This window comes from Rhodococcus sp. UNC23MFCrub1.1 (genome assembly GCF_000686025.1).
In the GTDB taxonomy this organism is placed as follows: domain Bacteria; phylum Actinomycetota; class Actinomycetes; order Mycobacteriales; family Mycobacteriaceae; genus Rhodococcoides.
Genome location: NZ_JMLQ01000002.1, coordinates 104076 through 124402 on the forward strand (window position 1 = coordinate 104076; position 20327 = coordinate 124402).

The following is a 20327-nucleotide window of genomic DNA, read 5'->3' on the forward strand; positions in this document are numbered from 1 at the left end:
TCGAGGGGCACCGTTCGGTCCATGAGCCGTCGTGATCTCGTCATCGGTGCCGATCGTTCTCTGCGTGCCGGCACCACGCGTCGTTCGTTCCTCACGTGGACCGCACTGGTCGGTGCGCTCGCGATGACACCGGAACTGTCGAGCGCGACGGCGCACGCGCAGCCGCAACGCGGCATCCCGGCCGACTACCCGTTCCGCCTCGGCGTCGCGTCGGGCGATCCGCTTCCGGACTCGGTGGTGCTGTGGACTCGTCTCGCGGTCGACCCACTCGCTCCGGTCGGCGGTATGCGGCCGGGTGTGGTGCCGGTGCGGTGGGAGATCGCCGAGGACGAACGGTTCGGGCGGACGGTGAGCCAGGGCATCGAACTGGCATCCGATGCGGACGGCTGGTCGGTGCACGTGGACGTGCGGGGTCTGGCTCCGGCGCGGGAGTACTTCTACCGCTTCATGGTCGGTCCGCACGTGAGCACCGTCGGACGGACGAGGACGGCGCCCGCACCGGGATCACCCCTTGCGTCACTGTCGTTCGCGTGGGCGTCGTGCCAGAAGTGGGAGGACGGGTTCTACGGCGCCTATGCCGATCTCGCGGCGAGTGACCCGGACGTCGTGTTCTTCCTCGGCGACTACATCTACGAGTACGCGATCGAAGGTACAGGCGCCCGCGCGTCGCAGCCACGGCCCGAGTCCGCGGGACGAGAGACGCTGGCACTGAACGACTATCGCGATCGGTACGCGCTGTACAAGTCGGATCCCGACCTGGCGTCGGCGCACGCAGCGGCGCCGTGGATCACCACCTTCGACGATCACGAGGTGGACAACAACTGGGCCGGGGCGATCAGCCAGGATGCCGGCACCGCCGCTCCCGGCGATCCTGCGGGTGATCCGCGGGTGTTCCTCCTGCGCCGCGCCGATGCGTTCAAGGCGTGGTGGGAGAACACTCCGGTGCGGATGGCCCAGCGACCGACGGGGCCGGATCTGACGGCGTACCGCCGCTTCAGTTTCGGTGACCTGGTGGACTTCTCGGTGCTCGACACCCGGCAGTACCGCAGCGATCAGGCCAACGGGGACGGCGAACACGCGCAGAACGCGGAGACCGCGGACCCGAGTCGCACCATCACCGGAGCGGCACAGGAGAAGTGGATCCTCGACGGTTTCGGGTCCGGTGCCACGTGGAAGTTCCTCGCACACCAGACGGTGATCTCCGACCTGGCCCGCATCAGCGACGGCGAGCGGAAGGTCGGGATGGACCCGTGGAGTGGGTACGAGGCGTCACGGCACCGCATCCTCGACGGCGCCCGCGACCGGGGGATCACCCTCGCGTCCATCGTGGGCGACATCCACCGCACCATCGTGTCGGAACTGCGCCGCGACTATCAGGACGACTCCGCCCCGGTGGTCGGAGTCGAGATCGCGTCGACATCCATCGCGTCGGGCAAGGACGGTGCGGACGTCGACACGGCCGGTGCGGACATCGCGGCGGCGTCACCGCACGTCAAGTTCGGCAATGCCCGACGCGGTTACCTGCGTGCGACGCTGACGCCGACGGAGTGGCGCTCCGAGGTCCGGGTCCTGGACGCGATCTCGGTTCCCGGCGCGCCGGTTCGCACGGCAGCGACCGTGACGGTGCCGGAGGGTCGGCCGGAGATCGGCCTGGCCTAGCCTCCGGCAGCGATGACGGCTGCGATGTTGCGCTCGGCGAGCGCGGTGATGGTGAGAGACGGGTTGGCCGCACCCGTGCTGCCGGGAACGAGAGCTCCGTCCATGACGTACAGGCCGGGGTGCCCCTTCACTCGTCCGTACGCATCGGTGACGTCGCCCAGGACCGCACCGCCGAGGGGGTGCGCGGTGAACGTGTCGTCGACGTCGCGAGTGAACGGCTCGGCGGAGACGACGGTGCGGCCTGCTTGTGCCATCCGGTTCTGCACCGCGCGCAGTGCCTCGACGGTGTCGCGGCTGCCGCCCTTGGGCCAGGTCAAGCTCATTCCGTCGGTCGCACGGTCGTAGCGGAAATCGGCCCGCAGCGGGTCGATGGTCATACCGAGCGATCCGAGGAAACCCATCTCGGTGGGAACGCCCGGGACGTACCAGTTCTCGACGCTGAGTGGCATGCCCGTGTCGTCGACGATGCGCGAGGCGCACGGCGCCCCCTGCGGTCCACCGCCGATGGGGCCGAGCGAGCGCGTCATGAAGGCGTCGCCGTTGGTGCCCCATCCGCGTCCGACGAACTCGTTGAGCTCGGGAAGCGCGCCGGTGGCCTGCGCGCGGACCAGCAGTTCGGTGGTGCCGATGGAGCCGGCGCCGAGGATCAGCGAGTCGCAGGTCAGCGTGCGCGTCTCGAGTGCGTTGCCCTCGGGATCGAGGCGCCGCACCTCCACGCGGTAGCGGCCGCCGCTCTCGGTACCGATGGCGACGACCTCGTGGCTGTGACACACCACGGCGTTGCCCGTGGCCTCGGCCTGCGGGATGTAGTTCTGCGTCAGGTCGTGCTTCGCGCCGTTGGAGTTGCCGAACGTGCTGCAGCCGACGGTGGCGGACGGCCGGGACCGACCCGACATCTCGTCACGCAGCACGTTCCAGTTCCAGCCTCCGTCGACGCGCTGCGGGTCGAAACCGGCGCGGCGGGCGTGGTCGTCCCACGTCCTGGAGTGGGCGAACCCGGGGGAGGCGTAGATGTCGTCGGGCATGGTCGACGGCCGGAGCACCGAGCGAGCCTTGGGGTACCACTGCGACGCCATCTCGTCGTAGTCCACGCGGCCACCGAACGAGAGATCGAAGAAGCGCTTGTCCGGGGCGATGCTGACGCCGGTGTAGACGACGGAGCCGCCGCCCACCGCGGCTGCACGCCACACCGACAGGTTCTCGTAGCGCGTGGTGTCGAGGACGCCGTTGAACCAGTCGACGGGCCCGACAGGCATGCCGGTGAGGTTGGTGAACGAGCGCTGATGCCACAGGCCGCGCCCGTCGGCCGTCATGTCGGCGGTGAAGATGTCGCGGAACGGATCGCGCGGCCAGCGGAGTCCTCGTTCGAGCACGGTGACCGACGTACCGGCCTGCGCGAGCCGCAACGCCGCGGCGCTGGCTCCGAAGCCCGATCCGATGACGAGGGCGGGTGAGTGGTTCGGTGGACGCGGAGGGTCGGCGAACAGTTCGGGAAGGAGGTTCCGGATCGAGGGGACGCCGAGCGGGAGTGCGGACGCCGTCGACCGGGTGATCGCGGGCGGGACCGCGAGACCCACCATTCCTGCTGCGGCCAGTTGCAGCAGTTGCCTGCGCTTCACGTGCACACCCACCATCGATCGAGAACAGTCGAACGGTCAGTGTCCCGTGAATGGTGCAGGTGATGGAACCACTCGACCGGATTGTGTGACTGTTACCAATCTCTGTGCCGGTTTCTCGGGCGGTTCGGGGTGGAACAGGGCGACTCCCGCGAGGGTTGTGCAGAGTATGCGTCTGTCCCTTCTCGATCGCTCCCGTACTCGCACCGATCGGTCTGCCGCCGCCGCGGTGTCGGACACGATCGAGCGTGCGCGGTGGGCCGAGGCTGCGGGTTACGAGCGGTTCTGGGTGGCCGAGCATCACGCCGTACCCGGCATCGCGAGCGGCTCACCCGCGGTGCTGCTCGCGGCGATCGGCGCGGCGACGTCGCGGATTCGGCTGGGGTCGGGCGGCGTCATGCTGCCGAACCACTCGCCCATCGTCGTCGCGGAGCAGTTCGCGTTGCTCGACGCGCTGTGTCCCGGCCGGGTCGACCTCGGTGTCGGCCGGTCGCTGGGGTTCACGCCGCCGGTGCGCAAGGTCCTGCGGGCGGACACCGAGGACGCCGAGCGCTTCGCCGACGACCTCGCGGATCTGCAGGACTTCCTGCTCGGAACCGGCCCGGTGACCGTGCAGCCCGCGCCCGAGCGACTGATCCCGATCCACGTTCTCGCGACGGGTCACGGGCTGGCGATCGCCGCGCAGCGCGGGCTTCCCGTCGTGGTGGGCGGTCCGATGCTGTCGGGGGACCTGGCTCCGCTGGAGGCGTATCGACACGAGTTCGTTCCCTCGGCCTTCGCGGCGCAGCCGTCCGTGACGGTGTCGCTCGACGTCCTGGTCGCCGACACCGACGCCGAGGCCCGCCGTCTCGCCATGGCGGAGGCCGTGGCCATGGCGGACTCCCGCCGGACCGGGGAGTTCCCACCGTTGCGGGCGGTCACCGAGATGCCCGACGGACTCACCCCGCGGGCCCGGGAGTCGGCCCAGCGCTCCCTCGACGGCAGCGTGCACGGCAGTCCGGCGACGGTGGGTCGCCGACTCGAGGACCTCGTCGACCGCACCGGCGCCGACGAGATTCTGTCCTCGGCATCGACGTTCGACCGTGACGCTCTGCGTGCGTCCGACGAGGCGTTGGCCGCACTGCTGCGCTGACGGGTCAGACCTGCAGGTCCACCCACACCAGTCTGTGATCGCTGGCCGACAGCAACTCGGCGCCCGGCTCGCCGGGCGCGGGCCAGAAGACCCCCGACCCTTTGACCGTCAGATCGGTGCTCGGCAGGACGTAGTCCACCCGCAGATCACCCGGCACGGGATCGGCGAAGTCCGCCGTGTCGGTGCCGGCGGTCGGCGAGGTGGGCGCCGGGTCCTGCAGCGCCGGGCTGTCGAGCAGTTGCGCGATGGCGCCCGGATAGGAGTCCCCGTCGACCGGATCGCTGTTCTGGTCCCCCAACACCACGAACGAGGAACCGTTCGGCAGGCCGCCGGCGAGTCCGGTGTCGTCGACGAGGTAGTCGGCGCCGGCGATGTAGTCCGCGGTGAGCCGGATCTCGTCGTGATTGCGTCGGCCGTTGCGGTCCTCGGGCCCGTCGAAGGAGGGCGGCGTGGGGTGCGAGACGAGCAGGTGGATCACCCGCCCGTCGATGTCCACGGGCACGTCCCAGTGCGATTTGCTCGACAGGCGCAGGGCGTCCGAGTTCGCGCCGTAGTACTCGCGCGGCAGCAGGTTGTCGGGCATGTCGGCCCAGCGGAAGGTCTGGAACGTGCGGACCGCGGCGGCGTCGAGTGGGAACTTCGAGAGGACGACCATGCCGTACTGGCCGGGGAACTGCCCGAAGCCCCATGTGTCGTTCGGTCCGTCGGACCGCCCGTCCCCGTCGAGGTCGAGCCCGGACGGCTCGCCGGTATTGACGGGCGCCGTGTACGCGAACGGGTAGTCGATCGGTGCGTCGCCGACGGCGAGGTAGTTGTCGCGGAAGAGGTCGACGGCGCCGTCGGAGTAGTCGAACTCGTTGAGCAGCAGCATGTCCGGGGCGTTGTGCTGGACCACGTCGGCCACCGACCGGATCTGCGGATCCGTTCCGGACCGCAGTGCGGCGACCAGATCGCCGGCGGCGGGGCGGTTCATGCTGGCGTTGTACGTCGCGACGCGGACGGTGCGCGGGTCACCGGGCGGCTCGTCGGCGGCAGGCGCGCTGCAGGCGGTGATCGTCAGGACGGACGCGGCGAGAAGCACGCGGGTGAGTCGCATGGTGCGGGACGCTATCGCGCCGCCCTGACAGACGGGCGAACACGAGGGGGCGGGCAGGGGCGCGTCAGGCCACGCCGTCCAGCACCCGCTGCGCGTCCGGCGACACGTACGGGTAGGCGCAGAGGGCGAGCACGCCCCCGATCAGCAGCAGGGGCAGCAGCGGGACCATGCCGGTGGTGAGGGAGCCGTACGCGTCGGACACCGCGCCGACGAGGAGCGGTCCGACGGCGCCGCCCACGGTCGCGGCGATCTGCAGCAGTCCGTAACCCAGTCCGCGGTCGCGCGGGGCGAGCACGTCGGCGACGCACGAGGTGAGCGTGGGGATCGCCCAGGCGGTGAAGAAGCCGAACACGGTGAGCAGCACGGTGAAGGGCAGCCAGCTCTCGGAGGCCAACGCCCCGGCCATGGCCGCGGTGCCCAGCAGGATTCCGGTGCCGCCCACCAGGACGCGCCACTGCGACGGCGTCGAGAACAGGGTTCGCCGGGTGAGCAGGGATCCGACGAGCGTGCCGCCGACGATGCCGATCAGTGTCAGACCACCGCCCGCGGACGCGGCGGCCGCTTCGCCGAGGCCGAATCGGCGTTGCAACAGGCTGGGCACCCAGAACGTCAGGCCACCGACCGCGAGGCTCATGACGGTGAGCGCGCCGCCGGTGAACCACAGCGTCCGGATCGGTGCGACGCGGCGGAGTTGGACCGGCATCGGGTCGGTGGTGGCCTCCGGCGCAGGCGTGTCCGCGCTGCCCGCGGCCAGTCTGTCGGCGTACCCCCGTTCGGGCTCGCGCACGCGTGACATCAGGACGGCGACCACCACACCGGGAATCGCCATGACGAGGAAGGCGCCGCGCCACCCGAGCCACTCGGCGAGCACGCCACCCAGCACGATGCCGGCGCCGCCGAGGTAGGCCGCGGTCCGCCACCACCCGAAGGCCGTCGGGCGGGTCGCGGGTGGGTGGAAGTCGGCGAGCATGCTGGCGCTGGCCGGGTTGTCGATGGCCTCGGCGGCGGCGAGGCCCATGCGCACCAGGTAGAAGACGGCGAAGGTGGGAGCGAGCGCGGAACCGACCGTCGCCAGGGCCCACAGGAACACGACGACGGTGATGATGCGGCCGCGGTCGTGGCGATCGGCGAGGTAGGCGGCGGGCATCGCGAGGAGGCCCGCGGCGACGGCGGCCGCGGTGGGGATGGAACCGGCCGCCGTGTCGCCGAACCCGAACTCCGCCTGCAGCTGCGGCAGCACGGCGGCGACCAGGCTGAACTCGATGCGGTCTACGAGGGAGACCAGCACCAGCACGATCGCGGGTCCCCACCCGTACGGGAGGGTGAGGGAGTCGCGCCGCGCCCCGATCGTGCGCCACCGCGGTGCCCGCGTCGCCGCCGCACCCCGCTCGGTCCGATTCTCGGTCTCCGTCACTGCCGCCCCCGTCCGACCGGCGCGCCTGCCGATTCGGGCGCAGCCTATTCCGGCGAAACGCCCGGGTGCCGTCGTCGGGAGAAGCTTGGGCGGACCCACCATCGGGCCCGCCCGGACCCTTGCTCCGTCACCCCCGTGCGCCTTTTGCGTATCCCTGGATGCGCGAAAGGCGCACGGGGGCGTCAGCCCACCGGCAGTTGCTGCACCGCCCACCTGTTGCCGTCCGGGTCGGCGAAGTACGTGAACAACCCCCAGCCCTCGTCCTTCACCGGGGTGGCCTCGACGCCGGCGGACAGCAGCATCTCGTACGCGGCCTGCGCGTCCTGCACGACGACGAGCATGCCCTCGACGGATCCGGGTGCGGCGGAGGTGATGTTCTTCCCGATCGCGATCGAGCACGCGGAACCGGGTGGGGTCAGCTGCACGTAGCGCATGTCAGGGAACGGACTCGCGTCGTGGTCTGCGTGGAAGCCGATGCGCGTGTAGAACTCCTTCGCGCGGTCCACGTCGGTGACGGGCAGCATGACGAGCTGGATCTCCATGGTGAGCTGGTGCGTGGCGGTCATGGTCGGCCTCTCCTCGTGTCGGATGATGACCGAGATTCTGCTCCCGATCGAGGACGATCACGGTCCGCAATGCGCCGCCGATTCCGAGGAACAGTAGGTGTCATCTCCGGTCACAGGTACGGTGACCGGACATTCGTCGTCAGGAGGACTCACATGGTCAGCGTGCGCAACAAGGTCGTGCTCATCACCGGCGCGGGCCGCGGTATCGGCGAGGCGACGGCGCGGGCTCTCGCGGCCAAGGGCGCGAAGCTGGTGCTGACCGACGTGGACGAGGCGCCTCTGACGGCACTCGTGGCCGATCTGGGCGACGTCGCCGTGGGGGTGCGCGCCGACGTACGGGATCTGGCGGACATGCAGGCCGCCGTGGACGCGGGCATCGCGCGATTCGGAGGCATCGACGTGGTCCTCGCGAACGCCGGCATCTCGAGCTACGGGTCGGTGCTCAACGTCGATCCGGAGACGTTCAAGCGCGTGATCGACATCAACACCACGGGCGTCTTCCACACCGTCCGCGCGGCGCTGCCCTCGCTCATCGAGCGCAAGGGCTACGTGCTCGTCGTGTCCTCGCTCGCCGCCTTCACCGCCTGCCCCGGACTCGCGTCGTACAACGCGAGCAAGGCGGGAGCCGAACACTTCGCCAACGCCCTGCGCCTCGAGGTGAAGTACCAGGGTGTGGACGTCGGCTCCGCCCACATGGCGTGGATCGACACTCCACTGGTGCAGGACGCCAAGTCCGACCTCACCGCGTTCCAGGATCTGCTGTCCGTGCTGCCCTGGCCGCTCGGCCGCACCCTGCCGGTCGAGGCGTGTGTCGATGCCTTCGTCCGCGCGGTGGAGCGGCGGTCACGCCGGGTCTACGTTCCCGGCATCGTGGGCGGCATCGGGTGGGTGCGCTCCGTGCTCACCACTCGGCTCGGTGAGGCCACGACGCTGCGCCACGTGCCGCGCATCCTGCCGAAGATGGACGCCGAGGTGAAGGCGCTGGGTCGCTCGGAGAGCGCGCGCAATCGTGCTGTGGTGGAGGGTCAGTCGACGCGGAGCGCGTGAGTCAGGCGGGCGCGCCCCGGCCCGAGATCCGACCAGTCGCCGGTGAACTCCAGCACCGCCAGCGCGGAGGTGGGGTAGCCCCGTCGGATCCACACCGCCGCGTCCGACTCCTGATCGTCGGCGAGTTCCAGTGCCGTGAAGGGGATTCCGGGTGCGTGGCCCACCACCAACACGCTGGCCGCCGAGTCGTCTGTCGCGGTGATCTCGCGGACGATGTCGTCGGGGGAGCCCCCGTAGACGGTGCCCTCGAAGCGCACCGGCGCGTCGACGGCCGTGCGCTCGAGAGTCTGGCGAGTACGCGTCGCCGTCGAGCAGATCACCGCGTCCACGGCGCCGACGTTCGCCCGGATCCAGTCGCCGGCCGCGGCGGCCTGGCGACGGCCCCGCTCGTCGAGCGGCCGGTCGTGGTCGTCCACCCCGTCCGGGTACGAGGACTTGCCGTGGCGCATCAGGATCAGGGTGCGGGTGTCGGACATCGCTCGATGCTAGTGCCCGACCGGGCGGCGAGCGATGCTGCTGCCCTCGGGCGTCCAGTCGATGTCGCCGCGCTCGCGAAAAGCGTTCAGCCACCCGATCATCGGCCAGTGTCCCCATCGACCGTGGAAGATGGCGGCGTTGGTCACGATGTCGTCGAGATGCTCGATCGGCGGCGAGGACACGGGGTGCCACTGATGGTGCGCGTGCGCTCCGCCGACCCACAGCAGATCCAGACCCGATCGTTCCGCGACGCGGCCGACGTCGGTGTCCTCGCCGCCGTAGCCCGTGTAGTCCTCGCAGAACCCCCCGAGCGTGTGCCACGTCGCCGACGTGACCGCGAACGACAGCGACCAGAACAGATCCCAGTTCGTTCCGATCTCGACGTGCCCGGGCGCCGGATTCGGGCGCGCCGCATGGGGATTCGTCCATCCGTCGAGGTCGTCCGGGTACCCACCGGAGACCTCGGGCAGGTAGGTGACCGGCCCGCACAGCACGGCTCCGTCGCGCGCACGACGGACGTACCGGTCGATCATCTCGCGGCTCGGGATGCAGTCGACGTCCAGGAAGATCAGCAGATCGGCACCGGCCTCGAGGGCGAGGCGGGCACCCTCGTTGCGCGCCCGCGCCAGGGGGAGCGCGTCGCCGACGCGGGGAACGACGGCGGTGGCGTCCACGACCGTCGGGTCACCCATCGACACCACGACGTGCAGATCGGCTCGCCGTGTCGAGCGAGCGAGACCGCGGCGTTGCGCAGCGAGGTGCCCCGCGCGACCCGACACGATGGTCACCACGGCCACCGAAGTCATGTAAGCACCGACGTCATGTCCGCACCGACGTCACGCCCACACGTCCTCGATCGCCGCTGCCGCACGACGCGCTGCGCCGTCCACCTCGGTCCGTGCCCGGATGTCGCCGGTCAGCGCACCGGCACGGTTCAGGATCTCGGGCCACCGGTCCGGATCGGGCCACGACTCGAGCGAGATCGCCAGCCCCGCGGCCCCCAGCGCGCGAGTGGTCGCGAGTTGCTCACCGTGCGGGCGACTCTCGGCCACGACCACCGCGGGCGCACCCGATGCGGCCACGTCGGCCACCGCGTTCTGCCCGCCGTGTGTGACCACCACGCCGGCACCGGTCAGCAGCGGCCACACGTCGTCCACCCAGGGGGTGCCTGGCGCGCCGACACCGCGCCAGGTGCGGGTCGGCGTGGCAGCACCCGCTCGGGCGAGGTGGTCCGGGGTGAGAGCTGAGCCCCCTGCGCCCGCGAGCACGACGACGGACGTCGGGTCGCGGTCGGTTCCGGCGCGGGCACGATCGGCGTGGGCACTGATCGAGCCGGCGTACACGGTCCTGTCCTCGAACTCGCGCAACCACTCCGGCCGGTACACCGAGGCCGACCACGGAGCGACGATGCGGTCGGCGACGCGGTAGGCCAGCTGATGGGGCGCATCGGTGCGTTCGCCCGGCATCGCGAACACGACCACCCGAACACCCATGAGTCGCACGAACATCGCAACCTCGACGGACACGTCCACGACGACGCATCGGGGGCGAAGCTCGTCCACGAACCGCGCGAGGGCGGCCATGCGGTCGGTCATCCCGGGGACCGAGGTGGGCGCCCAGTGGACGACCCCGTGAGCGGTGGGGTCGTCCGGATCGTCACCGCCGGCGGGTGTGTCCGGAGCGGGATCGGCGGAGCCGTCGGGTGTGTCGAGAGGAAGTGTGATCCAGCCCGCGAACGGGTCGATGTCCGACGGCCGGGGCCGCGAGGACAGCACCGTCACCGGCTCGGCGAGCGCCCGTGCGACGGACCGGGCCCGGGTCAGATGCCCCACGCCGTGGTGGTGGACGTAGTACCCGATCATGCAGGGACGGCGGCGGTTCGGCCCGACGTCGTCAGCAACTCGCGGTAGAGGTCGAGATAGCTGTCCACCATCGTCGCGTCCGAACAGATGCGCTCCGCGCGAGCGCGGGCGTGCGCACGGGGGAGTCGCGCAGCATCTCCGATGGCCCCGGCGAGAGCGTCGATGTCGTCGGCGGGCACCATGCGGCCGCACGTGTCGTCGAGGATCTCCGGGATGCCGCCGCGACGGAAGGCCGCCACCGGTGTGCCGCACGCGAGTGCTTCGGCGACCACGAGCCCGTACGGCTCGTCCCACTGCGGCGTCACCAGTGCGACGGCGGCTCCGCCGACCAGATCGGCGAGTTCCTTCTGCATCAGGTGGCCCTCGTAGGTGACGCCGTCGCCGAGGCGGGGCTCCACCGCCGTCCGGAAGTAGTCGTCGTCGGCTGCCGGTCCGGCGATGCGCAGGTGGTAACCGGCGCGCCGCGCGGCGTCGATGGCGAGATCGACCCCCTTCTCGGGAACCAACCGGCCCGTCCACACCGCGTACTCGCCCGCCCCGCCGCGATCGCCGGTGCCCTGGCCGAACGGCCACCGTTCGAGCGGGATCCCGTTGGGAACCACGGGGATCGGACCCGCGACGGGTAGCCACTGCCGCGCCGTGTACTCGCTCACCGCGGCGTACCCGGTGTTCGGATTGAGCGGCACCGCGGCCGCCGACTCCAGCCAGGCGAGCGGTGGCGTGTGCAGCGTCGTGAGCATGGGGACCGGCACCATCGAGGACATCGCGATGGGCAGGTAGTGGAGGCTGTGATTGTGGATCACGTCGAACGACTGTGCCAGGGGCCCGGCCAGTTCGAGCATGACCGACAGATAGGCGTGATGCTCGTGCACCACCCACGACGGTCCCATGTGTTCGGTCCGCGCGTGCGGACTCATCTGGAACGTGTGGACGTCGATGACGTCGTGCGCGACGTCGGTCGACGTGCCTTCGGCACCGAAGAGCGTGACGCGATGGCCGCGCTCGGTGAGGGCATGGGCGAGATGCCACACGTGTGCCTCGAGGCCACCCGCGAACGGTTGCGCGATGGGGAAGCGCGACGATCCGAGAAGGGCGATGCGCAGTGGACGTGCGGTGGCGGCGACCGTCATACGAGCACGGCTCCGTCCGCGCGGCCCGAGGCGACGGGTGCGGACAGGGCACGGTAGAGCGCGGCGTGCTCGGCGGCGATCGCGCTCTGCTGATGGCGTCGGTAGTCGGCGAAGTCCGGGCCGGTCGGCTCGGTGCGCAGCGCCTCGCCCACCGCGGCATCGAGCGACGCGGGATCGAAGAGGCCGGGTCCGAACACGAAGGTGGGGCACGGGAACTGATCGGCGAAGTGGCCGATGTCCGGGACGACGGGGACGACGCCGAGGTCGCGGCACGCCTCCATCCAGCCAGAGTGCGTACCGAAGCGGTACGGAAGCACGGACACGTCGATCTCGGACAGGTACTGCCACAGCTCCGCGTCGGTGAACCGACGATGCACCCGCACGTCGACGTCCGGGTGATCACGGAAGGCCAGCAATCGCTCGCCGCGCTCCGGTGCGTACCAGTGGCTCGTGTGGTCGAACACGTCGTCGTCGATGTCGAGACGCACCACGGCGTCGCGTGCCGACGCGGCCGCCACGACGGTCGCCATGACCGCCTCGGGATCGAGGTTCGCGCGCAACGACTTGGCGTGCACGGCGACGACTGCGCGCTCGTGCGCCGTGGTGTCGCGTGCGGTGATGACGTCGAGCGGTGCGACGTGCGGATGCGGGATCACCATTGCCGAGCGGCCCCACAGACGTTCGATCTCCCGAGCGGCGCGGTCGGTCAGCGTGATGACGGCGGCCGCGGCGGGGACGAGGACGTCGAGCTGGGACCGGTGCATGTCGAGCTCGGCGAAGTGTGGATTGTGCAGGTCGTGCACCGTGAGAACCAGGGGGGTCGACGACTCGCGCAGCACGGAGACGACGTCGGCGAGACGGTCCGGTGTGGCGGCGTCGAAGCCGAAGTGCAGGTGCACCACGTCGATGTCGTCGATGTGCGCGCGGAGATAGTCGGGCTCGAGCAGGCGCGGCGGCCACCACTGCCCGGGCGTGGTCGCCTCGAGGGGCCGGGGATCGTCGAGCAGAAGAATGTCGTCGCCCGTGGCGACGACAGCGGCGACGTACGGGTGCGCAGCAGGGATGGATGCGACGGCGATCACGGCTCGGGTCATCCTCTCGGGGGCAGACACGCGCGCCCGAGGGGTGGGCAGGGCGGCACGGGTGTACGAACAGGGATCGGGCCGCCTTCTGGACCACGACAAAAGAGGAATGCCCCGGGGGGCTCGTCCACAAACGCGGTGTCGTGCAGGTCTCTCACCGCTTCGCCTGCGCGCTGTCCGGGTAACCCGACGTCATGCCTCACTCTGCGTCGACCGAGCCGGACGGCCGGACGCGTCACTACGGCGAGTTCTACGGTCTCGACCCGGTGCCCGACGATCCACCGCTGTGGATCGTGCTCGGGAACTGCCAGGCCGAGGCCGTGCGAGTGATGCTCGACGAGGTGCCGGACGCGCCGTTCCGGACCGTGCGCATGCCGCCGGTGCACGAACTCGACTCGGCCGACGTGCGGCACCTCGCCGAGCTGGCCGGCCGGGCCTCGGTGTTGCTGGCGCAGCCGGTTCGCGACGACTACCGCGACCTGCCGATCGGGACGAACCAGGTGGCGTCGATGCTGCCGGAGCACGCCCGGGTCGTGCGGTGGCCGGTCTTCCGGTACAGCGGGCTGTACCCGTTCCAGGTGATCGTGCGGCACCCGAGCGACCCGTCGGCGTCTCCCGCCGGCGCTCCGTACCACGATCTGCGCACGGTGCTCGTGGCCGCAGGCAGGGTGGCATCCGAGGAGTGGCGCGCCGCTCCCGTCGCCCCTGACGCGCTGCGCGCGAACGCCGAGGCGAGCATCGCCGAACTCGCACGACGCGAGCGCCGGGACTGCGACGTCGCGATCTCGGACGTCCTGACCGCCCACGGAGCGGACGCCGCACACACGATCAACCACCCCGGCAATCCGGTGCTGCTCGAGCTGGCCACGCGCATCCTGTCGGCAGCCGGTGTCGACGCTGCGGCGGCGGATCCGGGCCGCGTACTGCTCGATTCGGTGCACACGCCGCTGGAGTCCGCTGTCATCGACGCGCTCGGCCTCGGCGCCGCGCCCCGGCCGGACTGGGTGATCGGCGGCTCCGTCGTCGATGCCGAGGACATTCACCGTCGCCAACTGCAGTGGTACGCGGAGCATCCCGCGTTCGTGGACGCCGCGCTCACCCGACACGCGGACACACTCTCGCTGCTGCTACCGGAGGTCGACTCGTGACGTCGGTCGCGCATCTCGTCATCGGTCCCGAGCGACACGGGGTGGTGCAGTTCGCGCTGCGCATCCGCGACGGCATCATCGACGCCGGTCTCGAGTCGACGCTCCTGCGTCACGAGTCCGCGACTGACGTCACGTCGATTCCGGACGTCGACGTCGTGCACCTGCACGTCACGGACCGATTGTTCGGGTCACCGGCGACGGCTGCGGCCGGGGTGGTCGAGGACCTGGCGCGGCGCATCCACGCGTCGGGCTCCGCATTCGTGGTGACGCTGCACGATCTGCCGCAGCCGTCCGACGGCCGATCCGCGTCCGCGCGCGTCGAGTGCTACCGACGGGTGGTCGCGTGCGCGGACACCGTGATCGTCAGCAGCGAGCACGAACGAGACCTGTCGCGCGAGGCCGGTATCGGTACCCCGTCCGTCGTGATCCCGCTTCCCGTGGCGACGGGGGCCGGCATCCGCACGGACAGCGGCGAGGTGACCGTCGGCGTCCTCGGGTTCCTGTACCCGGGCAAGGGACACGCCGAGGTGCTGGACGCGCTGCCCCCGGGCGCGCACCTGCTGGCACTGGGAACGCCGTCGCCGGGACACGATCATCTGGTCGACGAGCTGACCGAGTCCGCAGCGGCACACGGCACCACCGTGCGTGTCACCGGCTACATCGACGACGCCGACCTTCCGGTCGAACTCGGCCGCGTCACCGTTCCCGTGGCGCATCATCGGCACATGTCCGCGTCCGGGTCGATCAACACCTGGATCGAGCACGGCCGTCGACCGCTGGTGGTGGCCGGCGCGTACACCCGTGAGTTCGCCCGGCGCTCGCCCGGCACCGTGACCCTGTACGAGGAGGACCGTCTCGCCGAGGCGCTGGCCGACGCGGCGGGTGACCCCGAGTCGACGCGGCTGGAGGACGGGGTCGTCGCGCACCCCACGCGCGTGGAGGTCGGCGCCGCGCACGTGCGGGTGTACGCGGAGTCGGTCGTGGTGCACGCGTGATCACCACCGCCGTCACCACCCCGCTCGGCCACGCGGTGCCCGGAAACAGGTGGGACCTGCTGCGCGACATCGATGCTCCGCGCCCGTCGGTCAGCGTCGTCGTGCCCTATTTCGAGCAGCAACGGTCGCTGGATCTGGTTCTCGCGGCGCTCGAGCAGCAGACGTACCGTGCGTTCGAGGTGATCGTCGCGGACGACGGCTCGGCCACGGCGCCGCTCGTCCGCAGTGCGCTCGACGTCACGGTGGTCTCGCAGGAGGACCGTGGCTTCCGCGCCGCCGCGGCGCGCAATCTCGGGGCCCGTGCCGCGTCCGGTGACGTGCTTTGTTTCCTCGACGCCGACACGGTTCCCGAGCCCGGGTACCTCCAGGCGCTCGTGCGTCTGCCGTCGCTGGTTCCCGATGCGCTCACCGTCGGTCGACGGCGACACGCGGACCTGTCCGCGCTGGGCCGACTTCCGGGGCCGGACGACGAGATCCTCGACGAGCCGCGCTGGTTGATCGACGCGTACCGCGGTTCGCGCGATCTGCTCGATGCCGATCATCGCTCCTATCGCCACGTCATCAGCGCGGTGATGTGTTGCACCGCAGCATTCTTCGAGGAGATCGGCGGCTTCGACGAGTCGTTCGGCGGATACGGCGGCGAGGACTGGGAGCTGGCCAATCGCGCCTACCTCGCCGGCGCCCTGATCGCGCACGTGCCGGACGCCGTCGCCTGGCACGACGGTCCCGACTGGGCCGGCCGACCCGGTGAGCAACGCACCGAGCAGAAGAACACGGAGGCCCTGTCCCTGCTTCCACTCGTCACCGACCCCGCTGCGCGCACCCACGGCGTCCGGTACGCCGTTCCCGACCTCACGGCCGTCGTGCACGCCGACGGGCACAGTGCCGCATCGCTGTTGGTGACGGTGGGATCGGTGCTCGCGCAGGGGGACGTCACCGTGTGGGTGGACGGGACGGACGCCGCGGATCTCGTCGCGTCGTGGCGGACCGACGACCCGCGAATCCGCCTCGGTGTCCCCGGCGGCGACGACGTACGGCGCAGCCGCTTCGGGCTCGACCTCGTCGGTCCGGTCGTCCTGGCCCCGGATGCAGCGCGGACGCTGGCGGCGTCGACGCCTCCGCAAGGCCCCGGTCTGGTGCGGTCGACCGTGCCCGGCGGCAGTGTGGAGTGGTGGTCGTGGCGCGCCGTGCGCCGGGCCCGCCGGTGGGCCGACGCACTGGATCGCACCCCGCAGCAGGCCCTCGCCGACCTGTTCGGCATCACGGACGTACCGGCCGACGAGGTCGGCATCGCCGCGGGTCCGCATCAGCCGGACCTGTCGTGGTGAGACCCCCGAACCATTCGAGTCACAGGACACCGGAGGCATCATGACCACCGAGCACGACATCGTCATCATCGGCGGGGGCAACGCGGGCATCAGCGCCGCCGCCCGTTTCCTGAACAAGGGCGTCTCCGACGTGGTGGTCATCGAACCGCAGGAGGTGCACACCTATCGGCCGCTGCTGTCCTACGTCGGCGGCGGGCAGGCGTCCCTCGCGTCCGCGCAGCGCTCCCAGCGCTCGGTGACACCGAAAGGCTGTACCTGGATCCAGGAGCGTGTCGTCTCGGTGGACACCGTGACGCGGACGGTGCGCACCGAGTCGGGCACGGAGGTGCGCTACCGCGACCTCGTCGTGGGATCCGGTCTCGTGCCCGATCACGACGCACTGCCCGGAATCGACGCGGCGCTGGCGTCGTCGTCGGTGGCGAGCAACTACCTCGACGAGGCGACGCGTACCTGGCACCTCGTGCAGACGATGCGTCCCGACGGGCACGCCGTCTTCACGGTTCCTCGTGCGCCGGTGAGCTGCACCGGCACCACCATCAAGCCGCTGTTCCTCGCCGCCGCGCACTGGCGGAAGGTGGGTGCCGCGCCGTCGATGACGCTGGTGGTCGACCGCCCGGATCTCGTGGGAGTGCCGGCGCTCGACGCCCGGCTGCGGAAGTACCTGCGGGAGCTGGATGTCCGAGTGCTTCACCGCACCGCCGTGACGGCGCTCGCGCCGGGCGAGCGATCGATCACGGTGACCGGCGCGGACGGTCGCACCGAGCGGATCGGCTACGACATGCTGCATCTGGTGCCGCCCTACCGCGGACCGCGGTGGGTCGAGGAGACCGGCCTGGCGAGCGCTGATCCCGGCACGCACGCAGTGGTGGACGTGGATCCGCGGACCTTCCGGCACCGCACACACGAGGGCGTGTGGGCCGTGGGCGACGGCGCGTCCATCGACACCGATCCCTCGGGCGGCGGACTACGGCGCCAGGTGTCGATCCTCGTCGACAACGTGCTGGCGCAACGATCGAACGAGGCGCTGGGGGAGTACGACGGCTACACCGTGGCGCCGATCCCGGTGGACGCGCGGCGTCTCATCGCGGCCGAGTTCGATCGCACCGGCGAGATCACGTCGTCGTTGCCGTCGTTCCTGGACCCGCTGAAGCCCCGTCGGCTCTCGTGGGCGGGCGACCGGTTCGGCCTGCCGTTCACGTACTGGCACCTGTTGCTGAAGGGCCATCTCTGAGTCAGCTCGTCGGGCGCAGCATTCCGGTGAGGAACAGTTGCGTAGCAGCATCGACGATCTCGTCGGGGGTCGCACCGATGTGGTCCTGCAACCGGGCGGAGACGAGTTCGGAGCAGGCGCCGATGAACATCAGCGCCATGAGCCGGTCCTGCGGCGGCGGGAGTGCGCGGTCGGCCCAGAGTTCGTGCGAGCGTTCGACGACCACGTCCGCGACGGCGTCGATGGTCGCCTGACGTCGAGCTCGCAGGGTCGGTGACGCCATCGACTCGACGAACGCGATCCGGCCCTTGCGGGGGTCGGAGAGCATGATCGACACCACGGCGCTCAGAGCGGCCCGCACGCGGTCGGCGACGTCTCCGTCCGTGGACGAGACGGCATGGATCGCAGCGCTTCTCACCTCGTCGGCAACGCTGTCGAGCACGGCGAGCAGCAGGTCCGACTTGGTGCGGAAGCTCTCGTAGAAATACCGCTCGGTGAGCCCGGCTGCGGCGCAGACCGCGGTCATCGTCGTCTTGTCGGTGCCCACCGAGGACATGAGGTCCAGGCCCGCCTCGATCAGTGCGGCCCGGCGGCGGACGGCGCGGTCCGCCGCGTCCACTCCGCCGTAGGTCCTGCTCGCGGGTTCCGCCATGCCGTCAGTCTCGCAGGTCTTGACGAGTGCCTCTCCTGTGACGCACACTACATCTGACAGGATGCCCTGTCAGATACTCAGGAGGCCCCATGGCTCACGCGCTCGCCGCCCCACCGCTCGGCTCCGATCTCCGTCCCGTCATGGGCAGCGCGGGCATCCCCTACGTCGGCCGTTCGATGCAGTACATCCGGGACCCCCTCGCCCTGTGGCGGCAGCAGGAGCGGCGCTACGGGCAGGTCTCGTGGCACACGATGGCGGGCCGGCGCGTGGTGCTGGTGCTCGGCGCCGACGGGTGCGAGGAGATCCTGACCAACCGGGACAAGGCGTTCAGCAACGCACTCGGCTGGCGGCCGCTCATCGGGCCGTTCTTCGACAACGGGCTCATGCTCATGGACCTCGGCGAGCACCGCCACCACCGGCGGCTGCTGCAGCAGGCGTTCACCAAGGACCGTCTCGCGTCCTACGCCGCGGCGATGGAACCGCTGATCGCCCGCACCGTGCAGGAGTGGGACTCGTCGGAGCACTTCCAGATCTATCCCGCCGTGAAGTCGTTGACGCTCGGCCTCGCGACCGAGGTGTTCATGGGCGGGGTGCGCGACGGTGACACCCGGCTGGACGCCGTCAACAAGGCCTTCGTCGACTGTGTTCAGGCGGCGACGTCCATCGTCCGGCTCGACGTGCCCGGTGGTCGGTGGCGCCGGGGTCTGAAGGGTCGACGCTTCCTCGAAGACTTCCTGCGGGACTATCTTCCGGATCGGCGGCGCGGCGACGGCCGAGATCTGTTCTCGGTGCTCGCCCACCTCGAGGACGACGACGGCGAGCGCTTCTCCGACGACGCGATCATCGACCACATGATCTTCCTGCTGATGGCAGCGCACGACACGTCGACCATCACCATCTCCACGATGGTCGATCAGCTCGGCCGACACCCGCAGTGGCAGGAGGAATGTCGCCGGCAGTCGCTGGCTGCGGGCCCCGATGTCTCCGCACCCGAGGCGCGGGCGGGTCTGACGGCACTCGACGCGGTGATGAAGGAATCGCTGCGCATGCTCGCTCCGCTGCCCACCATGGCGCGATGGACGGTGCGGGACACGGTGATCCGCGGCCATCACGTGCCTGCCGACGTGATGGTGGTGGCCACGCCGCACTACACGCATCACGATCCCACCTACTGGTCGGATCCCGAGGTCTTCGACCCCACCCGCTTCGACGGTCGCGCGCTGCCGCACAAGTTCGCGTGGCAACCGTTCGGCGGCGGGGTCCACACGTGCCTGGGTCAGTTCTTCTCGGCCATCGAGATCACGATGGTGCTGCACCACCTCTTGCGCCACCACACGTGGTCGGTGCCGGCCGATCGTGCGACACCGATCGACTTCACCTCCCTGCCGTATCCCAAGGACGGGCAGCCCGTGCGGCTGCAGCGCCGCAGCTGACGGTGCCGAGGCCCTGTGTCGACGCGGCGATGCTGTGTACGAGCAGCACCATGCCCCACGGCCCGGCCACCCAGACGGGCCAGGGGTACAGCATCGATCGCGAGGCGACGCAGGTGATCACGTAGATCGCGCTGCACAGCGCGACCGCCGACGCCCACCGCAGCCACGCGGCCGCGGGCACGGTCGTCGGATGTCCGGGTGTGGACGGCGCTGGATGCAGATCGGCGGTGACGGCGGCCAGGTCTGCATCGGAGCGGGCCGAGACCACGGCCGCGGAGCGGGTGTCGAACTCGTCCAGGGTCAGGCGCCCGTCTCCCACCGCGGCGGTGAGGAGTGCGAGTGCCTGCTCGTGTGTCTGCGGTGCGGTCATCGAACGCTCGATTCGTCGGGGTGGTCGAGATCGGGGTGGTCGAGATCGGGGGTCGACAGTCCACTGTGGAATGTCCGATCTCAGACTGCACCGTCCACTGTGGACTGTCA

The 20327-nt window shown here is 70.5% G+C and carries 19 protein-coding genes; 8 read left to right on the forward strand and 11 right to left on the reverse strand.

What is annotated here, in order from left to right; translation table 11 throughout:
* Nucleotides 1-21: 21 nt before the first annotated feature.
* The gene (locus tag BR07_RS0105585) at nt 22-1659 is read left to right on the forward strand and encodes an alkaline phosphatase D family protein (RefSeq protein WP_027504578.1); all 1638 of its coding nucleotides are present in this window, start codon (nt 22-24) and stop codon (nt 1657-1659) included.
* Here BR07_RS0105585 and BR07_RS0105590 read toward each other — a convergent pair.
* On the reverse strand, nt 1656-3239 hold the full coding sequence (locus BR07_RS0105590; RefSeq protein ID WP_197027751.1) for a GMC oxidoreductase: 1584 nt from the start codon (nt 3237-3239) through the stop codon (nt 1656-1658). The two genes, BR07_RS0105585 and BR07_RS0105590, sit on opposite strands and share 4 nt — an antisense overlap.
* 205 nt (nt 3240-3444) lie before the next feature.
* Here BR07_RS0105590 and BR07_RS0105595 point away from each other — a divergent pair, with 205 nt between their 5' ends.
* Nucleotides 3445-4407: an MsnO8 family LLM class oxidoreductase gene (locus BR07_RS0105595; RefSeq protein WP_027504580.1), complete on the forward strand. Its 963-nt coding sequence runs from the start codon at nt 3445-3447 to the stop codon at nt 4405-4407.
* Nucleotides 4408-4411: 4 nt separating this feature from the next.
* Here the strand turns inward: BR07_RS0105595 and BR07_RS0105600 are convergent, their stop codons facing one another.
* The 3 genes from BR07_RS0105600 to BR07_RS0105610 all read right to left on the reverse strand — a co-directional run bounded on the left by BR07_RS0105600 (nt 4412) and on the right by BR07_RS0105610 (nt 7483).
* Nucleotides 4412-5503 carry an endonuclease/exonuclease/phosphatase family protein gene (locus BR07_RS0105600; protein WP_027504581.1) on the reverse strand — a complete coding sequence of 364 codons (1092 nt, stop codon included), beginning with the start codon at nt 5501-5503 and terminating at the stop codon, nt 4412-4414.
* A 64-nt stretch (nt 5504-5567) separates the two neighbouring features.
* Nucleotides 5568-6917, reverse strand: coding sequence for an MFS transporter (locus BR07_RS0105605; RefSeq protein WP_027504582.1), 1350 nt, complete (start codon nt 6915-6917; stop codon nt 5568-5570).
* Between the two features lie 182 nt (nt 6918-7099).
* Complete coding sequence (locus tag BR07_RS0105610; protein WP_027504583.1) at nt 7100-7483, reverse strand: VOC family protein; 384 nt, start codon at nt 7481-7483, stop codon at nt 7100-7102.
* 153 nt (nt 7484-7636) lie between these two features.
* Between BR07_RS0105610 and BR07_RS0105620 the strand changes: the two genes are divergently transcribed.
* Nucleotides 7637-8530, forward strand: coding sequence for an SDR family oxidoreductase (locus BR07_RS0105620; protein ID WP_027504584.1), 894 nt, complete (start codon nt 7637-7639; stop codon nt 8528-8530).
* On the opposite strand, the gene BR07_RS0105625 is transcribed toward BR07_RS0105620, so the two are convergent.
* Genes BR07_RS0105625 through BR07_RS23500 form a run of 5 tightly spaced genes read right to left on the reverse strand, consistent with a single transcriptional unit; the run spans nt 8509 to nt 13081 of the window.
* Nucleotides 8509-9006: a SixA phosphatase family protein gene (locus BR07_RS0105625; RefSeq protein WP_027504585.1), complete on the reverse strand. Its 498-nt coding sequence runs from the start codon at nt 9004-9006 to the stop codon at nt 8509-8511. The two genes, BR07_RS0105620 and BR07_RS0105625, sit on opposite strands and share 22 nt — an antisense overlap.
* A 9-nt stretch (nt 9007-9015) precedes the next feature.
* A complete protein-coding gene (locus BR07_RS0105630) occupies nt 9016-9813 on the reverse strand; it encodes a glycosyltransferase family 2 protein (RefSeq protein ID WP_027504586.1) in 798 nt (265 codons plus the stop codon).
* Between the two features lie 30 nt (nt 9814-9843).
* Entirely contained in the window at nt 9844-10869 is a 1026-nt protein-coding gene (locus BR07_RS0105635; protein WP_027504587.1) for a glycosyltransferase, read from the reverse strand.
* Nucleotides 10866-11999: a glycosyltransferase gene (locus BR07_RS0105640; RefSeq protein ID WP_027504588.1), complete on the reverse strand. Its 1134-nt coding sequence runs from the start codon at nt 11997-11999 to the stop codon at nt 10866-10868. Before BR07_RS0105640 ends, BR07_RS0105635 begins: the two co-directional genes overlap by 4 nt.
* Nucleotides 11996-13081, reverse strand: a complete 1086-nt coding sequence (locus tag BR07_RS23500; protein WP_231476217.1) for a hypothetical protein — start codon at nt 13079-13081, stop codon at nt 11996-11998. Before BR07_RS23500 ends, BR07_RS0105640 begins: the two co-directional genes overlap by 4 nt.
* Before the next feature lie 194 nt (nt 13082-13275).
* Here BR07_RS23500 and BR07_RS0105650 point away from each other — a divergent pair, with 194 nt between their 5' ends.
* The 4 genes from BR07_RS0105650 to BR07_RS0105665 are packed head-to-tail and all read left to right on the forward strand — an operon-like array spanning nt 13276 to nt 17783.
* Nucleotides 13276-14229 carry a WcbI family polysaccharide biosynthesis putative acetyltransferase gene (locus BR07_RS0105650; RefSeq protein WP_027504589.1) on the forward strand — a complete coding sequence of 318 codons (954 nt, stop codon included), beginning with the start codon at nt 13276-13278 and terminating at the stop codon, nt 14227-14229.
* A complete protein-coding gene (locus BR07_RS0105655) occupies nt 14226-15224 on the forward strand; it encodes a glycosyltransferase (protein WP_027504590.1) in 999 nt (332 codons plus the stop codon). The genes BR07_RS0105650 and BR07_RS0105655 overlap by 4 nt, the downstream gene beginning before the upstream one ends.
* Nucleotides 15221-16552: a glycosyltransferase family 2 protein gene (locus BR07_RS0105660; RefSeq protein WP_231476218.1), complete on the forward strand. Its 1332-nt coding sequence runs from the start codon at nt 15221-15223 to the stop codon at nt 16550-16552. Before BR07_RS0105655 ends, BR07_RS0105660 begins: the two co-directional genes overlap by 4 nt.
* Nucleotides 16553-16592: 40 nt before the next feature.
* A complete protein-coding gene (locus BR07_RS0105665) occupies nt 16593-17783 on the forward strand; it encodes an NAD(P)/FAD-dependent oxidoreductase (RefSeq protein WP_027504592.1) in 1191 nt (396 codons plus the stop codon).
* Between the two features lies 1 nt (nt 17784).
* On the opposite strand, the gene BR07_RS0105670 is transcribed toward BR07_RS0105665, so the two are convergent.
* Nucleotides 17785-18414 carry a TetR/AcrR family transcriptional regulator gene (locus BR07_RS0105670; RefSeq protein WP_027504593.1) on the reverse strand — a complete coding sequence of 210 codons (630 nt, stop codon included), beginning with the start codon at nt 18412-18414 and terminating at the stop codon, nt 17785-17787.
* An 89-nt stretch (nt 18415-18503) separates the two neighbouring features.
* Here BR07_RS0105670 and BR07_RS0105675 point away from each other — a divergent pair, with 89 nt between their 5' ends.
* Nucleotides 18504-19847 (forward strand): cytochrome P450, encoded by a 1344-nt coding sequence (locus BR07_RS0105675; protein ID WP_027504594.1) that lies wholly within the window; start codon nt 18504-18506, stop codon nt 19845-19847.
* Here BR07_RS0105675 and BR07_RS27305 read toward each other — a convergent pair.
* Entirely contained in the window at nt 19789-20217 is a 429-nt protein-coding gene (locus tag BR07_RS27305; protein ID WP_051613096.1) for a DUF1707 SHOCT-like domain-containing protein, read from the reverse strand. The two genes, BR07_RS0105675 and BR07_RS27305, sit on opposite strands and share 59 nt — an antisense overlap.
* Between the last annotated feature and the right edge of the window lie 110 nt (nt 20218-20327).